We start from the raw sequence: 18,636 nt of genomic DNA, 5'->3' as shown, positions 1-18,636 counted from the left end.
AAATTACAACCTATGTTCCCAACGCTCACATCGTTATTAAAATATCTTTTTGGTTTTAATCTTCCTTTGCCCATTCAAACTTTCGGCTTTTTTGTTGCGATAGCTTTTGTTGGCGCTTACTGGGCTTTTGGCAAGGAGTTTAAACGCAAGGAGGCATTAGGCGTTATTCATACTTTTAAAAAGAGGATTACTATAGGCTTACCTGCTTCAAATACTGAGCTTATTGGCAACGGCGTTTTTGGTTTTGTTTTGGGGTACAAGATTATTGATTGTGTCCTTAATTACCAGGCGCTTATAGATAATCCACAGGATTTTTTATTATCCTTAAGGGGTAATTGGATAGGCGGCATACTTGGAGCAGCAGCTTTTGCATACTGGGCCTGGCATGAGTCTCAAAAACATCGTCGTGATAAACCCGAGACTAAAGATGTTGATGTACACCCCGACGAATTGTTAGGGAGCATATTATTATGGGCTGCAGTATTTGGCTTTGCCGGTGCAAAATTGTTTAATGCACTGGAAAACTGGGGCGATTTTATGAAAGACCCGGTTGGCATGCTAATAGGTTTTAGTGGTTTAACCTTTTATGGAGGCTTGATATGCGGTGGTGCAGCGGTACTTTACATAGCTAACAAGCACGGTATTAAACCGCTGAATATGCTTGATATTGGTGGTCCGGGTATGATGCTGGCTTACGCTTTAGGCCGTATTGGATGCCAAATGAGCGGCGACGGCGATTGGGGTATAGTTAACCTGGCACCAAAGCCACATTGGTTAAGCTGGGCGCCCGATTGGATGTGGAGCTTTAAATTTCCGCACAACGTAAACGACGAGGGCGTACAGATGATGAACTGTATGGGCAAGTTTTGCCATGAATTGCAATATCCGGTTTACCCAACCTCATTTTACGAAAGTGTAATTTGTTTATTACTGTTCTTTGTATTATGGAAAATAAGGCACAATTTTAAAGCTCCGGGCGTTTTGTTTGGTGTATATATGATATTAGCCGGCCTTGAACGTTTCTTTATCGAGCTTATCAGGGTTAATACTAAATATGTTGTTGCCGGTGTTTCATTTACCCAAGCCGAAATGATTTCGGTGATTATGGTTTTAGGTGGCATTACACTTATTGTAACAGGATTAAACAAAGAAAAGAAAGCACTGGGTACTACAAATGGCTGATAATAAATCAAAAGGTAAATTAGTAGATAACCAGGTATTTAGATTTGTGCTTTCGGCCGGGGCCGGTTTTTTGGTGGATGTTTCGGCATTTTACCTTTTTTACCACAATCTGCTTACAGCGCATACTTACCATATTTTTGGGCTTACCGTTCGTAATTATACCGTTTCGCTTGCGCTATCGTTTTTTATGGGGGTAGTGGTTAATTTTTTAATTACCCGCTACATGGTATTTAATGAGTCCAAATCGGCGCCGCGTAAGCAGTTTTTTCGCTTTGTAACGGTAGCTGTTATCGGGTTCTTTGCCAATTTATCCGTTGTGAAAATATTGATCCAGGCGTGCAGTTTTAACCCTACCGTAGCACGGATCTCAGCGGCACTAAGCCTGTTTTTCGCCAGCTTTTTTATTCATAAAGTTTTCTCATTCAGCCTATCATTAAAACGTAACCATGCAAACAGCGAACATCATAAACCAGGTAATTGAAGTTTCAAAACAAGCAGGTGATTTCATCAGGCAGGAGCGTAAAGCGTTTGATCCTGATAGGATAGAATATAAAGGCCTCAACGATATGGTATCATACGTTGATAAAACCGCCGAAGAAACCATTGTAAAAGGTCTGAGCAAAATTTTACCTGAAGCCGGTTTCATTACTGAAGAAAAAACAACTACCAAAATAGGCGAGCGCTATAACTGGATTATCGACCCACTTGATGGTACAACCAATTTCATCCACGGTGTGCCCGCTTTTTCGGTAAGTATTGCATTGAAGGAATACGACGAGCTGATAGCCGGCGTGGTTTATGAAATAAACCTTGATGAATGCTTTTACGCATGGAAGGATGCGCCTGCATACCTTAATGGTAAAGAGATCAGCGTAAGTAAAAACAGCACGATTGGTACCAGTTTACTGGCAACCGGTTTTCCATATTACGATTTTACAAAGCAGGCAGCCTATATCGAATTGTTTACCGAGCTGATGCGCAGCAGCCATGGCTTGCGCCGTTTAGGTTCTGCCGCTGTCGACCTGGCTTATACCGCTTGCGGACGCTTTGATGCTTTTTATGAGTATAACCTTAACGCATGGGACGTGGCCGCCGGTATTGTAATTGTAAAACAAGCCGGAGGTGAGGTCGTGAACTTTAAAGGCGGCTCAGAAGTGTTGGATACCCGTGAATTATTGGCAACTAATGGGAAAATAACAGGGGAGATGCTGGGGGTGATAGGGAAGTATTTTAAGTAATACTTTTACTAATTACCACTTAGCATATCCTAAAAGAAATCCTTTGTAAAGTTGTAGTTGCCGTTTAAGCACGTCTTGCTGATCTTTTGGTAATATTATTTGATCATGTTTTTTATTGCCGTTAAAACGAACAATGACCTTGTCTGCTGTCACAAGCTTTAATAATATCGAAATTTTGTCATCATAAATCCCTTCCTCGCTGTATTCGTTTATCCAATGCTGTAAAGAGTCTGTTGCAAAATCGGGCTTGTACCGGAGGTGTTTACCATTTATAACAAATGTTAAACTCTTTAATCCTAAAGGCTTTTTATTTATATGTTGACAACCAAAATAAATGTTGCAGCCTGCTATGTCATCGCAATTTATATAGGCATACAAACCAGTTACTGGCTTACCGATTATTGAATTTTTATCTCTGAAATAAGTTGCCTGAACTGCAGACCCTCTTGTGATATTACTTGAATCTTTAATCAATTTTTTAAGGAGCTTCTTATCCACATTGATTGCGTCTAGTTTTTTGAGACTTGCTTGCGCTGTTTCTGACAATTCAACAGATTGAGGTGGTAGCGTAGATATTGCGGTGTCAATATCTATGCTACCACTATAAGTAGTCCTCTGCTCTGGGCCGATGTTTTTAGCTATGACTATTACCATCATGATTACGACCGAAGCTATCAGAGCGATACTACATCCAAGATTTGTATTTTGCTTATCGGTAGGAAAATTATCTGATTGGAATGTGTCATTAACTTCAATATTTTCAACGTCTTCCAATTGGTGTTGCGCATCTTCTGTTGCGATTTCTGTAGATAATAACGTATTATTTGCCTGCGGTTTTTGATGATAAACGGTTCCACAGTACGCGCATTTAATTGTTTGATCTGCACTTGTCGTCAATAATGCGCCACAGTTTGTACAATTTAGTAATCTTTCGATTTTCATGGTTTAGATAATGAGGATAGGTCGTTACTCAATTGACAGAAGATCTCTTTGCTCGTGATATTGGAGCATTTTACTACTAATACCTTTGCTATTAAAAAAAGTTACGCCTTTGGTCGATTGCGGCATTGTGACAGATTTTAAGTTTCAGGTAGCTAAAATAGAAAACTTATTGAGGAAAAATATCTTTGATTTGAAGTATAAAACAAAGTCGGGTAAAAATCAAAAGCCCCTTAATTTCTTAAGAGGCCTTTGGGTAAGCAGTGGGGCTCGAACCCCAAAAACTTCAATATTATAACGCTTCAGAAACCACTTCGGTAACTTCAGGTACCATGCGTTTAAGCAGGTTTTCGATACCGGCTTTAAGGGTTACGGTTGATGATGGGCAGCCGCTGCATGAACCACGAAGCTCAACGGTTACTATACCTTCATTAAATGAGCGGTAAGTGATAGCACCGCCGTCCTGCTCAACAGCCGGGCGAACGTAGTCGTGCAAAATCTGCTGAATTTTAACTTCAGTTTCGGTGCCTTCAAAATTTCCGGCTTCGGCTTCTTCTTCTAACTGGATCTTCAATTCAGATTCGATAGCGCCTTTAACAAACTCTTTCATTATCGGCTCAACATCTGCCCAGTCGCTGCCTTCAGTTTTGGTAATAGTAACAAAGTTGCTGGCAAAGAAAACGCCGTTCACAAATGAAAACTTATAAAGCTCCTTTGCAAAGGGTGAATGTTCGGCACTTTCCTTAGTAGGGAAGTCAACGCTGCCGTTGATAAGCAGTTTGTTAACTATGAATTTCATAGTTGCCGGGTTAGGCGTTAATTCGGTATATACGTTGATGTTCATCGTTTCGTGTTTTTATTCAATCTAATTTAACAAATTTAGCTACCTTTTTTATTAAAAACGACCCTAAGCTTTGTTATGACATTTCTTTGATGTGTAAGTTTAGATGTGCAGATTTCAAATGTGCAGATATGTAAATGGTATTTTGATTTATTAATGCTTTAATTGTTCATCAATTTGCACATCTGAAATCTGCACATTTGAAATCTAGTCATCTGCACATTTGAAATTTGCACATTAGATCCCTGTATAATTTAAAGGCGTTATCTTTTTGATCTCATCTTTAATTGCGTCACTTACATTTAACGTATCAACAAACTCGGCTATTGTGTTGGCGTTGATTTGCTGGTTGGTACGGGTAAGGTCTTTCAAGGCTTCGTAAGGGTTAGGGTAAGCTTCGCGCCTTAATATGGTTTGGATAGCTTCTGCTACTACAGGCCAGTTAGCTTCCAGGTCGGCGTTGATAGCATCAGTATTTAGTAACAATTTGTTCAATCCCCTTACTGTCGATTTAATAGCTATAAGTGTATGCGCAAATGGCACACCGACATTTCTTAGCACGGTAGAGTCGGTAAGGTCGCGCTGTAGTCTTGAAACAGGTAATTTAGCTGCAAGGTGCTCAAATAACGCGTTGGCGATGCCAAGGTTACCTTCAGAGTTTTCAAAGTCGATAGGGTTAACCTTATGTGGCATAGCCGATGAACCAACTTCGCCGGCTTTAATTTTTTGTTTAAAGTAGTTCATGGATATGTAGGTCCACATATCGCGGTCAAGATCAATCAGGATGTTATTAATGCGTTTCAAAGCATCACATTGAGCCGCGAAATTATCATAATGCTCAATCTGGGTAGTAAACTGCGAGCGTTTAAGACCTAAAATATTATTCACAAAATTATTGCCGAATGCTTTCCAGTCGATAGCCGGGTAAGCAATATTATGGGCATTAAAATTACCAGTAGCTCCGCCAAACTTAGCCGAATTTGGGATAGGTTTCAGCAGCTCAAGCTGCGCTTCTAAACGCTCAACAAAAACCAGGATCTCTTTACCTAAACGGGTAGGTGAAGCCGGCTGGCCGTGGGTGTGCGCCAACAGCGGAACATTTTCCCAATCGGCTGCAAATGCTTTCAGGATGCTAACCAGGTCATTAATGGCAGGGTAGTAGCTGTTATTTAAAGCCAGTTTAAAGGTATACGGAATGGCTGTGTTATTGATATCTTGTGAGGTAAGGCCAAAGTGAATAAACTCTTTGAACGGCTCCAGACCTAATTTATCAAACTCTTTTTTAATGAAATATTCAACAGCCTTAACATCGTGATTTGTCGTTTTTTCAATCACTTTGATACTCTCAGCGTCATCTTCAGAAAAATTCCTGTAAATATCGCGTAACTTTTCTGATAGATTTTTATCAAATGATTGTAACTGAGGTAGTGGGTATTCTGCAAGTGCTATGAAATATTCTATCTCAACAAATACACGATACTTGATAAGGGCATATTCTGAAAAGTATGCGGCAAGTTCGGCAGTGGTATTTCTATAACGGCCATCAATAGGCGAGATCGCTGAAAGTGAAGTAAGCGTCATATATTAAAAAGAGAGTGGGTAATAATTTTTTGCAAAGGTAATCATTTTTGAGGTGCCAACGGCAGATTAAAAGCTTCGCAAATAAACCGCAGCGTACTAAGCAATAATTAAATGGATTTTAAAAATGGGCAAGTATTTGTAATAAGAAAGTAAAAATGAATGGAAACTTTTTATTCAAAAAATGTTTCCTTAGTTTTGACCCGGAAAGTCAATGAGTCAAACAGAAAGAATTATAAAAGGAGCCGAAGACCTGTTTTTAACTGCAGGTATTAAAAGTATCACCATGGATGATATTGCCAGGCACCTTGGCATGTCGAAAAAAACGATCTATCAGTTTTTCAGAGACAAAAACGAATTGGTAGTCGCCCTTACAAAACAGAAGTTGAAAGAAGATGAGGATCAAATGAATGATATCATCAGCAAATCAAATAATGTAATTGAAGAGATGATCAATATGACCAAGTGTTCGGAAGAAATCTTTTCAAGGATCAACCCAATTGTTATACATGATCTGCAAAAGTATCATCCCGAAGCCTGGAACGATTTTCAAAAATTCAAGGCCGAAATATTGATCCAGAAAATGGAAGAGCTGTTGATCAAGGGGATGGAACAGGGTTATATCCGCAAGGATATTGACGTAAAGATAATGGCACGGATGAGGGTAAACCAGGTTGAACTGGGTTTCAATACCGCCATATTCCCGGTATCGGAGTTTAGCCCATGGAAGGTGCAGGTTCAGTTTCTGGATCACTTTAATTACGGCATCTGTACACTTGAAGGATACAAGCTGCTTAATGAATATAAGAATATTAATAATGAATAACATGCTGACACACAGTTGTCATTAACAGCATGAAATTTGTATCAGTTTAGATGAAATTAAATCACTCAACCACAACATATATAATGAAATATCTATTTTACACGGCAATGTTACTTTGCGCCATAGCTGTTAAAGGCTACGGGCAGGAGGCTGCGCCTAACACGCAAACGTATAATTTTACGGTTCAGGACTGTGTTAATTATGCTTATGAGCATCAGAATACAGTTGTAAACTCGGCCCTTGATATTAAAAGTGCAGAGTATAAAGTAAAAGAAACAACAGGGATCGGCCTACCACAAATCAGCGGCTCAGCTTCGTTTCAGGATTATCTGAAGATCCCGACTACCTTATTGCCGGGCGAATTTTTTGGTGCGCCTGGTACCTTTGTGCCGGTTAAGTTTGGTGTAAAGTACCAATCAAACTTAGGCCTTAGTTTAAACCAGATCCTTTTTAACGGGAGTTACCTCGTTGGTTTAAAGGCTTCAAAAACATACCGTGAGCTTTCACAACGTAACTATACCCGCTCAAAAATTGAAGCTAATGTTGCTGTTACCAAAGCATATTACCAGGTTTTAGTTAGCGACGAACAAATAAAGCTGTACGATGCCAATATTGCCCAGTTAAAACAACAGGTTGACCAAACGGTAGCACAAAATAAGCAGGGCTTTGTTGAAAAGATTGACGTAGACCGCATTACCGTACAATACAACAACTTAATAACCAACCGCGAAAATGTAATCCGCTCGCTGGCTTTGAATTATCAAATGCTGAAATTTCAGATGGGGATGCCGGTAGATGAAAATCTTGTGTTGAAAGATAAGCTAAGTGATATCAGTCTTGATAAGAATGTTGCAGAGTTGGCTGTAGATACAGGATTTTATCATAACCGCATAGAATATTCCTTACAGGAGACTCAGAAGAAACTGAACGAGCTCGATCTGCAAAACAAGAAATCAACTTATTTGCCAACATTAAGCGCTAACGGCAGCTACGCGGCATCGTACCAGGATAATAATTTCAGTAAACTTTATAGCCAGGTTTTCCCTTCGAGTTATGTTGGTTTAACACTTAACGTGCCGATTTTCAGTGGCGGGCAAAGGCTTAACCAGGTAAGGCAGGCAAAAGTTGAAGTACAAAAATCAACAAACGACCTCGTAAACCTTAAAAACACGATTAACCTTGATGCTAAGGTGGCAACTGTATCGTATATTAATGGTTTACAATCGCTTAATAACCAAAAGCGTAACCAACAACTTGCACAGGAAGTACTGCGTGTTTCAAAAATAAAATATCAGCAGGGCGTTGGCTCAAGTATTGAAGTTACACAAGCCCAAACCAGTCTTGAGGATGCCGATAACCAATATATACAAGGCCTTTATGAGGCCCTGGTTAGTAAAGTTGACCTTGATAAAGCTTACGGACGAATTAAATAACAACAACACTAAACTCACTATATAACAATGAAAATGAAAAAATTTATATACATACCGTTCCTGGTTTTACTGGCTGCGTGCTCAAGTAAACCCAAAGATAAAAAGGCCGAACTGGCCGACCTGCAAAAACAGCAATCGGATATCAATTCAAAAATAGCGAAACTGCAGGCCGAAATGGGCACTACAGATTCGGTTAAGAGCACTGATGTAAGTGTTACCGAGGTTAAAAACGGAAACTTTACTAACTACGTGCAGATTCAGGGTAAAATAGATGCTCAGGATAACGTTACTGCCTATCCGCAGGCATCAGCGGTTATTACTGCTATTTACGTAAAACCTGGCCAGCATGTAACTAAAGGCCAGGTGTTAGCACAGCTGGATAATAGTGTTATGCAACAAAATATAGCACAGGCAGAAGCACAGGTTAGCTTGAGCCAACAGTTGTTTGATCGTCAAAAAAACCTTTGGGATCAGAAAATTGGCACCGAGGTACAATACCTGCAAGCTCAAACCGCATTACAAAGCAATCAGAAAGCTTTGGCTTCGTTAAAAAGGCAATCGGGTTTATACCGCATCATATCGCCAATTACTGGTACAGTAGATCAAATGGACCTGAAATTGGGGCAGGGCGCCACACCGGGTCAAACAGGAATCCGTATTGTGAATGCCGATGTTTTAAAAGTTAAGGCTGATGTTCCTGAATCATATGCAAGCAGCGTAAATACAGGTAATGATGTTAAAATACTAATTCCGGATGCAAAGGACTCATTAATTACCAAGGTAACTTTTGCTGCTAAAGCTATCGACCCAACGTCGCGTAGTTTTGGTGTAGAGGTTAAATTACCTCAGCGCAGCACACTTCGCCCTAACATGACCGCAATTTTAAAAATTGCTGATTATTCAAAAACAAATACCATAGCAGTACCGGTTAAAGCTATACAGAAATCAGAAAACGGCGACCATGTTTTTGTTAATCAAAATGGTATTGCCAAACAGGTAAATGTAAAATCGGGCGTTACCTATGGTGGTCAAACAGAGATATTATCAGGCCTAAAAGCAGGCGACCAGCTGGTTGTTGAAGGTGCAACTGAAATTGAGGATGGCGATAAGATCAAAGTTGTTCAGTCGGCCAATTAGTTATTAACCAATTGATCTGTTCATTATGAAAGATGTAAAAAAAGAATTTGGCCCTTCAAGCTGGGCCATTGATAACAAAACAGCCATTTATGTGCTCATGTTCCTGATCACAGCACTTGGCTTGATAAGTTATAACCGCCTGCCAAAGGAAAACTTTCCGGATATAGCGCAATCAAAGGTGTTTATACAAACAACCTATGCCGGGCAGTCTCCACAAAATATTGAGAACCTGGTGACTCGACAAATTGAAAAGCAATTGAAGTCGTTAAAAGGCTTAAAAAAGGTGACCTCAAACTCGGTACAGAATGTTTCCATTATTACGGCCGAATTTCAAGCCAACATTAATATTAAGGATGCAAAAATTGATGTAAAGGACGCAGTCGATAAGGCTAAGCAGGATTTGCCCCAAAATGACGATAACCTTAAGGAACCGGTAATATCCGATATTAATGTTGCCGATTTGCCCATCTTATACATCAATATATCAGGTAATTATGATCTTAAGAGGCTCAAGGAGTATGCTGATGTTTTAAAAGACGAAATAGAAGGTTACAAGGAAATATCTAAAGTTGATGAGGTAGGTGCTTTAACTCCCGAAATACAGGTAAACGTTGATCTTAATAAAATGGCTGCTACCCAAATAAGCTTCGGTGATATTATTAAAGCCATTGGGGATGAAAATATTCTTTCGTCGGCAGGTACAGTTAAAACGGATGGAATACGTCGCAGTATCGATATCAAGCAGGATTTTAAAAATGCAGATGAGGTAGCTGCTATGGCAATCCGTAACCCAAAAGGCCAAACAATTTATTTGAGGGACATAGCTGAGATAAAAGACTCATTTTTAGAACAGGAAAGTTATGCAAGGTTAAAAACTAATGATAACCCCAACTTTAAGAACGTAATTACCCTCAACGTAAGTAAAAGAGCGGGAGAGAACCTGATAGAGGCATCGGATAAGATTAATGAGTTGATCAAACTTAAACAGAAAACGGTTTTTCCTAAAGGATTAGATATTGTTGTAACGGGAGATCAGTCGGACAAAACACGTACAACTCTGAATGACCTCATCAATACTATAGTTATCGGCTTCCTTTTGGTTACTGTTATCCTGATGTTTTTCATGGGCACAACCAACGCTATTTTCGTGGCGCTATCTGTGCCGTTATCGTGCTTTATCGCTTTCCTGGTAATGCCAGCGATTGGTTTTACACTTAATATGATCGTGCTGTTCTCGTTCCTGCTGGCGCTGGGTATTGTGGTGGATGATGCTATTGTGGTTATAGAAAATACACACCGGATCTTTGCAAATGGAAAGGTGCCGATTAAGGAAGCAGCTAAAATGGCTGCTGGTGAAGTATTCCTGCCTGTATTTTCAGGTACTATGACCACTTTGGCTCCGTTTATACCATTGGCTTTTTGGAATAGTTTGATAGGTCATTTTATGTTCTTTCTGCCTATTACCCTGATTATTACCTTGCTGGCTTCCCTGGTAGTAGCGTATATCTTTAACCCGGTATTTGCGGTTGATTTTATGAGGCCTCATCATGACGGCGAGCATGATAATCCTAAGTTTGACAGGCCAACAAAAAGGGCCATGATATTTTTGGCGATAGCTGCAGTTATCGGTTACCTGATGAACGTTGGTGTTGGGAACCTCATTGTTCTTATTATGGTATTATACCTCATTAACCACTTCTTCCTGTTGCGGGTTATTGACAGGTTTCAGAAAAATGCCTGGCCTAAATTTCAAAACTGGTATGCAAAATGGCTTGAGCGTGCGGTACACCGTCCGGTTATAGTTTTACTGGGAACCATTGGCTTATTCGTTTTTGCTATCTTCTTTATGGCTGTGCGAGGTAAAACACCGGAGTTTTTCCCATCTGGTGATCCTAACTTTGCCTATGTATATATTACCTTGCCTATAGGTACCGATCAAGCTTATACGAATGAAGTTACCCGGCAAATAGAAAAGCGTGTTGCCCAGGTTGTTGAACCAGATAAGGATGTAGTATCGTCGGTAATCTCAAACGTGACTAAAGGCGTAACCGATCCTACCGATGAAGATCAGGGTGATTATGAAAATAAAGGCAAGGTTACTGTTGCCTTTGTAGAATTTGGCAAACGTAACGGTAAGGATACTAAAAAAGTATTAGCCAATATCCGCGCGGCGGTACAAGGTATTCCAGGGGCAAAAATAGCAGTAGCTCAGGAAAACAGCGGTCCGCCCGTACAAAAGGATATCAGTATAGAGATAGTTGGCGACAATCTTGACACTCTTGTTGCCACGGGTAATCGACTAAAAAGTTACCTCGCAAAGCAAAACATCGCTGGTATTGAAAACCTTATTGCCGACGTACAAAGCGATAAGCCGGAAATTGTTTTCGATGTAAATCGTGAACGAGCAAATCGCGAGGGCATAAGTTCATCACAGGTAAATCAATCATTGGGGGCAGCTATATTTGGTGCTAAAGCTGCAGATTTCAGAAATACCAAGGAAGACGATTATCAAATAAAAGTACGCGCTTTAGAGAGTCAACGAAGCGATATTGATGCATTGCGAAACATAAAAATCACTTATCGTGATATGGCAATGAACGGAACAATACGCCAGGTGCCTATCTCAGCTTTTACTGACGTGCGTTACACAACAACTTACAGCAACATCAAGCGTAAACAGCAACGCCGGGTATTAACGCTGGGTTCAAATGTTATTAAGCCTAATAACCCTAATGAGGTTAATGCCAATATCCTGAAAGCGATAAACAACTTTAAAAAACCGGATAATGTTATCATAAGACAGGGCGGTGGCCAGGAAGACCAAATGGAAGCCATGACTTTCCTGCTTTCTGCGCTTGGTGTGTCATTCGGGCTTATCCTCATTATTTTAATGATCCAGTTTAACTCCATTGGCAAAACGCTTATTATTATCAGTGAGATACTCTTCAGTATTATTGGTGTGTTGCTGGGCGTTACGATATTCGGTATGACGATGTCAATTGTAATGACCGGTATTGGTATCATTGCACTCGCCGGTGTGGTTGTTCGTAACGGTATCTTACTGGTTGAGTTTACAGATATGCTGCTTGAGCAGGGCGTTAGTATCCATGATGCCGTGGTTGAGGCCGGTCATACCCGTATGACACCGGTATTGCTTACTGCGACTGCTGCTATTTTAGGTTTAATACCGCTGGCAGTTGGTTTCAATATTGATTTCGTGGGCTTGTTTACCCGTTTTGAACCGCATATCCACTTTGGTGGTGATAACGTTGCTTTCTGGGGACCGCTAGCCTGGACAATGATCTTCGGTTTAGGTTTCGCTACCATTATTACATTGATCCTTGTACCATGTTTATACCTGATCCGCTATAACCTTAAGGCAAGGTTATTTGGTAAAAAATCGGTTGAAGTTAAGCATGCCGCAGTATTAGAAACAGAAGCAGTTTAAGAAAAAACTGTTTAGTTAAAAAAACGGCCGTGCTAATACAGTACGGCCGTTTTTGCATTATAGATTTTTAATCAGAAACATCATAGGATATTTAGAGTTATTTAAGCATACGTTTTGAAACAAAATGAAAGCATTAAAACCACTTTGGCCAGTAATTGGCCTGGGCACGTTAGCTGGTATGCGCACCTTGTCTGCGCCTGTTATAACCACTCATATCTTAAGTCGTCATCCATCAAAAAAATTGGATAAATCGCCGTTACGGTTTATGCAATCGCCTACGATAGCTGCCGTTTTGAAGATCTTATCTGTCACTGAGCTTATCGCGGATAAATTGTCTTCAACGCCAAACAGGATAGAGCCAGCCGGTATAGCAGGCAGATGCTTATCCGGTGCTTTGGCTGGTGCAAGTATTTATAAATCAGTTGGAGGAAAATGGTTAACCGGTGCATTGATTGGAGGAGCGACAGCAATAGCGGCTACCTACGGAAGCTACTATTTACGCAAAAACATAGTTAAAGCCAATCACATTGCCGATCCATGGATAGGCGCGGCTGAAGATGCTTTGGTAATAGGGGTGGGTATCGGTCTAAATAAGTTGGTTTAAGAAGCAGGGGCGGGTTGAATATATTTTTCAAGCTCGCCCAGGTTGCTGAATTCATTACGTGAGCGTGGAAGGCTATTGGGATAATTCTTTTGGATAAAGGTTATCAGATTTTCACGAATATAACAACGAAGGTCGAATGCGTTTGATGAGGTACTTGAGCTCATTAGTATCCTGATTTCAATAACATGCTCCCGTACGTCCGTTACCTGTACTACCTTAACCCGCTTATCCCAAAGGTTTGATTTTACGATCAACCGCTCAAATTCTTCGCGTATGGCATCAACGGGAACGGTATGGTCCATGTATAAAAACACGGTGCCCAGGATGTCTGCCGATGTACGCGTCCAGTTTTGGAAAGGTTTTTGGATAAAATAATTGATTGGCAGTATCAGTCTTCGTTCATCCCAGATTTTTAATACCACATAAGTAAGGGTGATCTCCTCCACGCGGCCCCATTCGCCCTCAACTACCAAAACGTCATCAATACGGATAGGTTGTGTAAACGCTATTTGAAATCCGGCAAGCAGGTTACCCAATGAATTTTGAGCGGCAAAGCCAACTATAATACCGCCGATACCAACACCTGTAAGCAGGCCGGTGCCTATCTTACGCATACTTTCAAAGCTAAGCAGGATAATGGCTATGGTTAAAAATATGATGGTTACCACGATGATCTTACGAATAAACTGGATCTGCGTTCGCACTTTGCGCTCTTTCAGGTTGTCAACCTTGTTAAGGTCGTAAGTGTGATAAATATAATCTTCCAGGATTCGTACCGAACGTACAAGTAAACCGGCAAATGATATGGTAAGCAAAATTTCAATGGTTTTGTCAAGCGGCTGATAATAAAGCTTATTCATCCTCATCAGTGGCGAAAACAAATTGAGTAGAAATAAGGGTATAAAATAAGCCACGGCAGGCCCCAGGTTTACAATTATTGATCGCAATATGGAATAATCTGTGTCTTTGCGTTGAGCGTAAATCCTGAATAACCTGGTTATAATAAATTTAGTGAAAAGGCCAATAAGTATTGCCGAAGCGATAATGACCAGGTTCCAGGCAAAGGAGGGGATCCGTTGCGAAAACTCAAGCAAGTCGGGCGGTAATCTGTTTTCTATATCCATAATTACAGAACTTGTTTTCCCTATAAAATAGTTAGAATGTAAAATTGTTTTAGCAAATGCCGTATCAACGGATGTTGCTACATTTATTTAATGAATTTTTGATAGTTTTGTTAAAAAAGTCAGGAAATCGATTGTGTTGACTTTATTTGTTTACCTGTTTTTAGAAAAATTTTTCACATGGCAGCAGCGAATGACCAGCAGGATATTAAAAGGGAGAAAATTTTAGAGGCCTCGCATCAGCGCTTTTTACATTACGGTTATTCAAAAACTACTATGAATGAAATAGCCGGCGATCTTTCTATGTCAAAGGCCCTGCTGTACTATTATTTCCCTGATAAAAGTCAGTTGTACATTGCCGTAATGCGCAAGCTTGCTACTGATTATCTTAAAACACTCGAAAACAGGTTAAATAGCTTTACCAATTTAAAAGAAGCTTTCACGTTCCAGGTAAATACCCATCACGAGTTCATCGTTAATAATTACAACTTTTTTGATTTTTTCAGGCTTAACGAGCAAAATCTCCCCGAAGCCATCTGGGAGATAGTTGGCGAAGTACGTGGCGCTGAATTGGGCCTGTTGAGCAATGCTATTAAAACAGAAGTTGAAAAAGGAGCTATAAAACCCGTTGAAAACCCCGATGAGATTGTTGACGTATTGATGGATGCCTTACATGGCATTAGGGTGGGATCCATATCCCAAAAGAAAACAAACTTCCCCCGTAAGGAACATCTTGAAGAAATCCATACAAAAAAACTCCTTCTGCTCGATATTTTTATCAAAGGGTTAACTGCCTAAAGTCATCTGAAAGTATAAATGGTCTGTACTGTCAGTTAGCCGTCAAATGAACTGTCTTTTGAGTGCTGTAGCTCCTATTTATGGGTACATTTGTACTTACAAATAGTTTAATAGCCAGGTAATTACCTTCCTGTTCAAATTATTTATAAATACTTCTTTTTTAAGAGGTGATTGTTTTAGAGTGATTTAGCCTGCGTAGCTTTTTGCCGCGCGGGCTTTTTTATATATTGATATTTGTGTTAATATCAATGTTGCCAACCAGTATTTTATGAACCGGGCAGGCATTTGCTATTTTAAGCAACCTGTCCCGCTGCTCGTCATCGACTTCGCCCTTAAAGCTTAGCCTGGTTTCTATGCGTGTGCCGCTTAAAGTTTTATACATCTCAATATCAGCTTTGATTTCTTCTATCGGCCACATTTTCCGATCAATATACATGCGCAGGGTAATAACCGTACAGCTTGCGAGACTGGCCAGCAATAAGCTAAAGGGGTTCATGCCGGTGTTGGTGCCATTGGCTTTCAATGGCTCGTCGGTGATAAGGCCATGCCCGCCGCTGTTAACTACTGTTTGATATTGGGTACGCCCTATAAATGCGGTGGCACTTTCTATCAGCTCAAGTCCAGTTTCTTCCATAAGGCTTATAGTGGTGTATTGTTATTAGTCTTTAGTCATAAGTGCTAAGTTCAGAAAGGCGAGGGACCCGGGCTTTTGACTTCCGGCTCAATGCTTCTGACTTTGTCTATTCAGCTGTTTCGTTAATGTCTACCAAAGCCCAGTTCTTTTTTAAGTATCTAGGGCCTCCATTATATCTCAGGATCACTTCAAAATTGGTACGGTTTGTTTCCCCTCTGCTGCCTCTTGAAAGCACGTACGATTTAATGATGAAAACCGAATCGGCTTTTTTACCAAACTGGTATTTATCGTCAGGAAAAGAGATGTTACCGTTACGGATGGTTGGTGTTACAAATTCCTTGGCAATTTTATAAGCATCATCAGCATTGGGCATTTTACTAAATGACAATACTTCGGGTACTCCACCCGATGTGGCAAATTTGGCCATGACAAATATGAATATTATGCCGGCAACAACTATGGCATACACGCCTTTCATAGCACGCTTTTTTTTAAGGTGCTTTTCCTTAAGATAAGTTTGAGTCATTAGTTTATAAAGGGTGCGATAAAAATAACAATTTAATTGATGAATAATGCAAGCCCCTTGTTAAGCAGTAATTACGGCTGATGGCCGAAGAATAAGTAAGCGATAAAGATAGCAGCGATAACACCTGCTAAATCGGCTATAAGCCCTGCCGGAATAGCATAACGTGATTTTTTTATGCCCACTGAACCAAAGTATAAAGCAACAATATAAAAAGTGGTATCAGCCGAACCGTTAAAGATCCCGGCAAGCCGGCCTGCAAATTTGTCGACACCGAAATTTTGCATTACGGTTATCATCATGCCCTTTGATCCTGATCCGCTAAGAGGTTTCAGGTACGCTACCGGCATAGCGTCAACAAAACGGGTATCCAAATTAAACTGAACGCAAACCCAGCGCAATCCTTCGTTCATATAATCAAGTGCGCCGCAGCTTCTGAATACGCTGATGCCTACCAGCATAGCCACCAGGTAAGGGATTATCTTTACAGATGTTTCGAAACCTCCCTTAGCGCCTTCTACAAAAACTTCAAATACATTTACCTTTTTTATAAGTCCGCCAACTATAAATATTACCGGAATGGTAAACAGCATCACATTGCTGATAACGGATGATACCGTGCTGATCTGTTCTTTGGTTAGCTGGGTAGTGAAGTACCATACCACCAATGTGATGAATGCTGTAACACCGCCAAGCCAGCCAATAACAACCCTGTCGAAAAGGTTGATCTTTTGCTTGATGGCGACTGCTATAAGTCCCACTACAGTAGCTACATATGTGGCGATGATACAGGGTAAAAATACCTCGGCGGGGTCTTTTGAATTGAGGATAGCCCTTTGTGCTATGATGGTAACCGGTAATAACTGTAAACCGGATGTATGCAGCACCAGAAACATGATCTGGGCGTTTGACGCAGTTTCCTTATCGGGGTTGAGCTCCTGCAGGCTGCCCATAGCTTTTAAACCGAGTGGGGTAGCTGCGTTATCCAAGCCCATTAAATTTGCTGAGAAGTTCATCATCATTTGGCCTGTGGCAGGGTGATCTTTTGGTACATCCGGGAATAAGCGACTAAAGAATGGCCTCACTATCCGCGATAAAAGATTGATTGCTCCAGCTTTTTCGCCGATATTCAAAATACCGAGCCAGAACGCCATCGAACCTATCAGCGGCAGCGCAATATCCATTACTGACGACTTGGAAGAATTAAACAATCCCTCAACTAATAATTTGAAGGCTTCTGTATCGCCAAAAAAAACTAATTTTATGAGTGAAACTACAAATGCAATTACAAAAAAAGCTATCCAGATATAGTTAAGCGCCATAGTAATGTTTAAGGCTTTGAAGTTAGTGCTTTTGCTGTTTAATATGAAATGCTGATATTTTTATACAACTACTAAATGAACGAGGTAACCGACAAACTCACCGGAATTATAGATAAAGTAAGGGAACTAAAAGATCGTGATATTGACTGGACTTATAAAGCTTCTTCCTCCAAATGGTCGAAGAAAGAGGTGATCGGGCATTTGATTGACAGCGCGCAGATTAATTTACAGCGTTTTGTACGCTGTACTTACGAAGAAAACTTCAGGCTAACCTATGAACAGGTTGAATGGGTTGCTGCCGCGCATTACCAAGATGCTGATATTCACGAGTTGATTGAGCTTTGGGCTTTATTGAATTTGCAAATTGCACGGGTTTTAGAGAATTATCCTGCTGACAGATGGGGTGCCCGCTGTGATAACAGTAAACAAGAACCCAACCTGCAAACCGTTGAGTGGCTTGCGGCCGACTATGTTGACCATATGTTGCATCACTTGAAAGGTATTTTGTAATGGCAGGCTATTCAGGTACACCTTTAGCTAAAAAGCTCGGCATAAAAGCAGGGGCTAAAGTTATGCTGATAAATGCACCTGGTCATTATCTTGATCTGTTTACCGATCTGCCACCCGATGTTTATTTTACAGATGATGTTTCGCTCGAAAACGATGTGATCCATTTCTTCAGCAAAAGTGCGGATGAATATCAAGCTAAGTTGCCCATACTAATGAAACAAATAAAACAGGATGGCATGATCTGGGTTTCCTGGCCTAAAAAAGCGTCAAAAGTAGTTACTGATATTACAGAAGACCTGATCAGAAACTTCGCCCTGCAAATTGGTTTGGTTGACATTAAGGTTTGCGCGGTTGATGAAGTTTGGTCAGGTTTAAAGCTGGTAATACCGGTTAAAGACAGAAAATATATGCCATAGGTCATTTTTACTGAAAACTCATTAAACAACAGTAGTGCGTTTTAGCATAAGCGCTTAATTGTATAACTTAGCACAATAATACCTGA

At 40.4% G+C, this 18,636-nt stretch carries 18 protein-coding genes; 11 read left to right on the top strand and 7 right to left on the bottom strand.

Features of this window, described 5'->3' with window-relative positions; all coding sequences use genetic code 11:
* The first annotated feature begins 12 nt into the window (after positions 1-12).
* Genes BMX50_RS32465 through BMX50_RS32455 form a run of 3 tightly spaced genes read left to right on the top strand, consistent with a single transcriptional unit; the run spans position 13 to position 2,420 of the window.
* Entirely contained in the window at positions 13-1,182 is a 1,170-nt protein-coding gene (locus BMX50_RS32465; RefSeq protein ID WP_091221579.1) for a prolipoprotein diacylglyceryl transferase, read from the top strand.
* Positions 1,175-1,663, top strand: coding sequence for a GtrA family protein (locus tag BMX50_RS32460; RefSeq protein WP_091221574.1), 489 nt, complete (start codon positions 1,175-1,177; stop codon positions 1,661-1,663). Before BMX50_RS32465 ends, BMX50_RS32460 begins: the two co-directional genes overlap by 8 nt.
* Positions 1,629-2,420, top strand: a complete 792-nt coding sequence (locus BMX50_RS32455) for an inositol monophosphatase family protein (RefSeq protein ID WP_091221571.1) — start codon at positions 1,629-1,631, stop codon at positions 2,418-2,420. Before BMX50_RS32460 ends, BMX50_RS32455 begins: the two co-directional genes overlap by 35 nt.
* Positions 2,421-2,432: 12 nt before the next feature.
* Here the strand turns inward: BMX50_RS32455 and BMX50_RS32450 are convergent, their stop codons facing one another.
* From BMX50_RS32450 to purB, 3 genes are all read right to left on the bottom strand, one after another.
* Positions 2,433-3,362 carry a hypothetical protein gene (locus BMX50_RS32450; RefSeq protein ID WP_091221566.1) on the bottom strand — a complete coding sequence of 310 codons (930 nt, stop codon included), beginning with the start codon at positions 3,360-3,362 and terminating at the stop codon, positions 2,433-2,435.
* A gap of 289 nt (positions 3,363-3,651) precedes the next feature.
* Complete coding sequence (locus BMX50_RS32440) at positions 3,652-4,203, bottom strand: NifU family protein (RefSeq protein ID WP_091221558.1); 552 nt, start codon at positions 4,201-4,203, stop codon at positions 3,652-3,654.
* A gap of 234 nt (positions 4,204-4,437) precedes the next feature.
* Positions 4,438-5,781, bottom strand: coding sequence for an adenylosuccinate lyase (purB, locus tag BMX50_RS32435; RefSeq protein WP_091221555.1), 1,344 nt, complete (start codon positions 5,779-5,781; stop codon positions 4,438-4,440).
* A 211-nt stretch (positions 5,782-5,992) separates the two neighbouring features.
* Here purB and BMX50_RS32430 point away from each other — a divergent pair, with 211 nt between their 5' ends.
* From BMX50_RS32430 to BMX50_RS32410, 5 genes are all read left to right on the top strand, one after another.
* Positions 5,993-6,604, top strand: a complete 612-nt coding sequence (locus tag BMX50_RS32430) for a TetR/AcrR family transcriptional regulator (protein ID WP_091221550.1) — start codon at positions 5,993-5,995, stop codon at positions 6,602-6,604.
* Positions 6,605-6,687: 83 nt separating this feature from the next.
* The gene (locus BMX50_RS32425; protein ID WP_091221792.1) at positions 6,688-8,037 is read left to right on the top strand and encodes a TolC family protein; all 1,350 of its coding nucleotides are present in this window, start codon (positions 6,688-6,690) and stop codon (positions 8,035-8,037) included.
* Between the two features lie 33 nt (positions 8,038-8,070).
* Positions 8,071-9,174, top strand: a complete 1,104-nt coding sequence (locus BMX50_RS32420) for an efflux RND transporter periplasmic adaptor subunit (RefSeq protein WP_091221789.1) — start codon at positions 8,071-8,073, stop codon at positions 9,172-9,174.
* Positions 9,175-9,199: 25 nt separating this feature from the next.
* Positions 9,200-12,622, top strand: a complete 3,423-nt coding sequence (locus BMX50_RS32415) for an efflux RND transporter permease subunit (protein WP_091221546.1) — start codon at positions 9,200-9,202, stop codon at positions 12,620-12,622.
* A 124-nt stretch (positions 12,623-12,746) separates the two neighbouring features.
* Positions 12,747-13,226: a DUF4126 family protein gene (locus tag BMX50_RS32410; RefSeq protein WP_091221542.1), complete on the top strand. Its 480-nt coding sequence runs from the start codon at positions 12,747-12,749 to the stop codon at positions 13,224-13,226.
* Here the strand turns inward: BMX50_RS32410 and BMX50_RS32405 are convergent.
* A complete protein-coding gene (locus BMX50_RS32405; protein WP_091221539.1) occupies positions 13,223-14,350 on the bottom strand; it encodes a mechanosensitive ion channel family protein in 1,128 nt (375 codons plus the stop codon). The genes BMX50_RS32410 and BMX50_RS32405 overlap by 4 nt on opposite strands.
* A gap of 177 nt (positions 14,351-14,527) precedes the next feature.
* Here BMX50_RS32405 and BMX50_RS32400 point away from each other — a divergent pair, with 177 nt between their 5' ends.
* Positions 14,528-15,145, top strand: a complete 618-nt coding sequence (locus BMX50_RS32400; RefSeq protein ID WP_091221535.1) for a TetR/AcrR family transcriptional regulator — start codon at positions 14,528-14,530, stop codon at positions 15,143-15,145.
* A 220-nt stretch (positions 15,146-15,365) separates the two neighbouring features.
* Here the strand turns inward: BMX50_RS32400 and BMX50_RS32395 are convergent, their stop codons facing one another.
* From BMX50_RS32395 to BMX50_RS32385, 3 genes are all read right to left on the bottom strand, one after another.
* The gene (locus BMX50_RS32395; protein ID WP_091221531.1) at positions 15,366-15,779 is read right to left on the bottom strand and encodes an OsmC family protein; all 414 of its coding nucleotides are present in this window, start codon (positions 15,777-15,779) and stop codon (positions 15,366-15,368) included.
* Positions 15,780-15,885: 106 nt separating this feature from the next.
* Positions 15,886-16,305, bottom strand: coding sequence for a hypothetical protein (locus BMX50_RS32390; protein ID WP_091221526.1), 420 nt, complete (start codon positions 16,303-16,305; stop codon positions 15,886-15,888).
* A gap of 71 nt (positions 16,306-16,376) precedes the next feature.
* Positions 16,377-17,624: a nucleoside recognition domain-containing protein gene (locus BMX50_RS32385; protein ID WP_091221521.1), complete on the bottom strand. Its 1,248-nt coding sequence runs from the start codon at positions 17,622-17,624 to the stop codon at positions 16,377-16,379.
* Between the two features lie 75 nt (positions 17,625-17,699).
* Here BMX50_RS32385 and BMX50_RS32380 point away from each other — a divergent pair, with 75 nt between their 5' ends.
* Together BMX50_RS32380 and BMX50_RS32375 are read left to right on the top strand one after the other, a co-directional pair.
* Entirely contained in the window at positions 17,700-18,134 is a 435-nt protein-coding gene (locus tag BMX50_RS32380) for a DinB family protein (RefSeq protein ID WP_091221517.1), read from the top strand.
* Complete coding sequence (locus BMX50_RS32375; RefSeq protein WP_091221514.1) at positions 18,134-18,550, top strand: DUF3052 family protein; 417 nt, start codon at positions 18,134-18,136, stop codon at positions 18,548-18,550. The genes BMX50_RS32380 and BMX50_RS32375 overlap by 1 nt, the downstream gene beginning before the upstream one ends.
* Positions 18,551-18,636: the final 86 nt, after the last annotated feature.

The sequence above is a fragment of the Mucilaginibacter gossypiicola genome, from assembly GCF_900110105.1.
GTDB classification, from domain to species: Bacteria; Bacteroidota; Bacteroidia; order Sphingobacteriales; family Sphingobacteriaceae; genus Mucilaginibacter; species Mucilaginibacter gossypiicola.
This window is presented reverse-complemented; position numbering and strand designations above follow the sequence as displayed.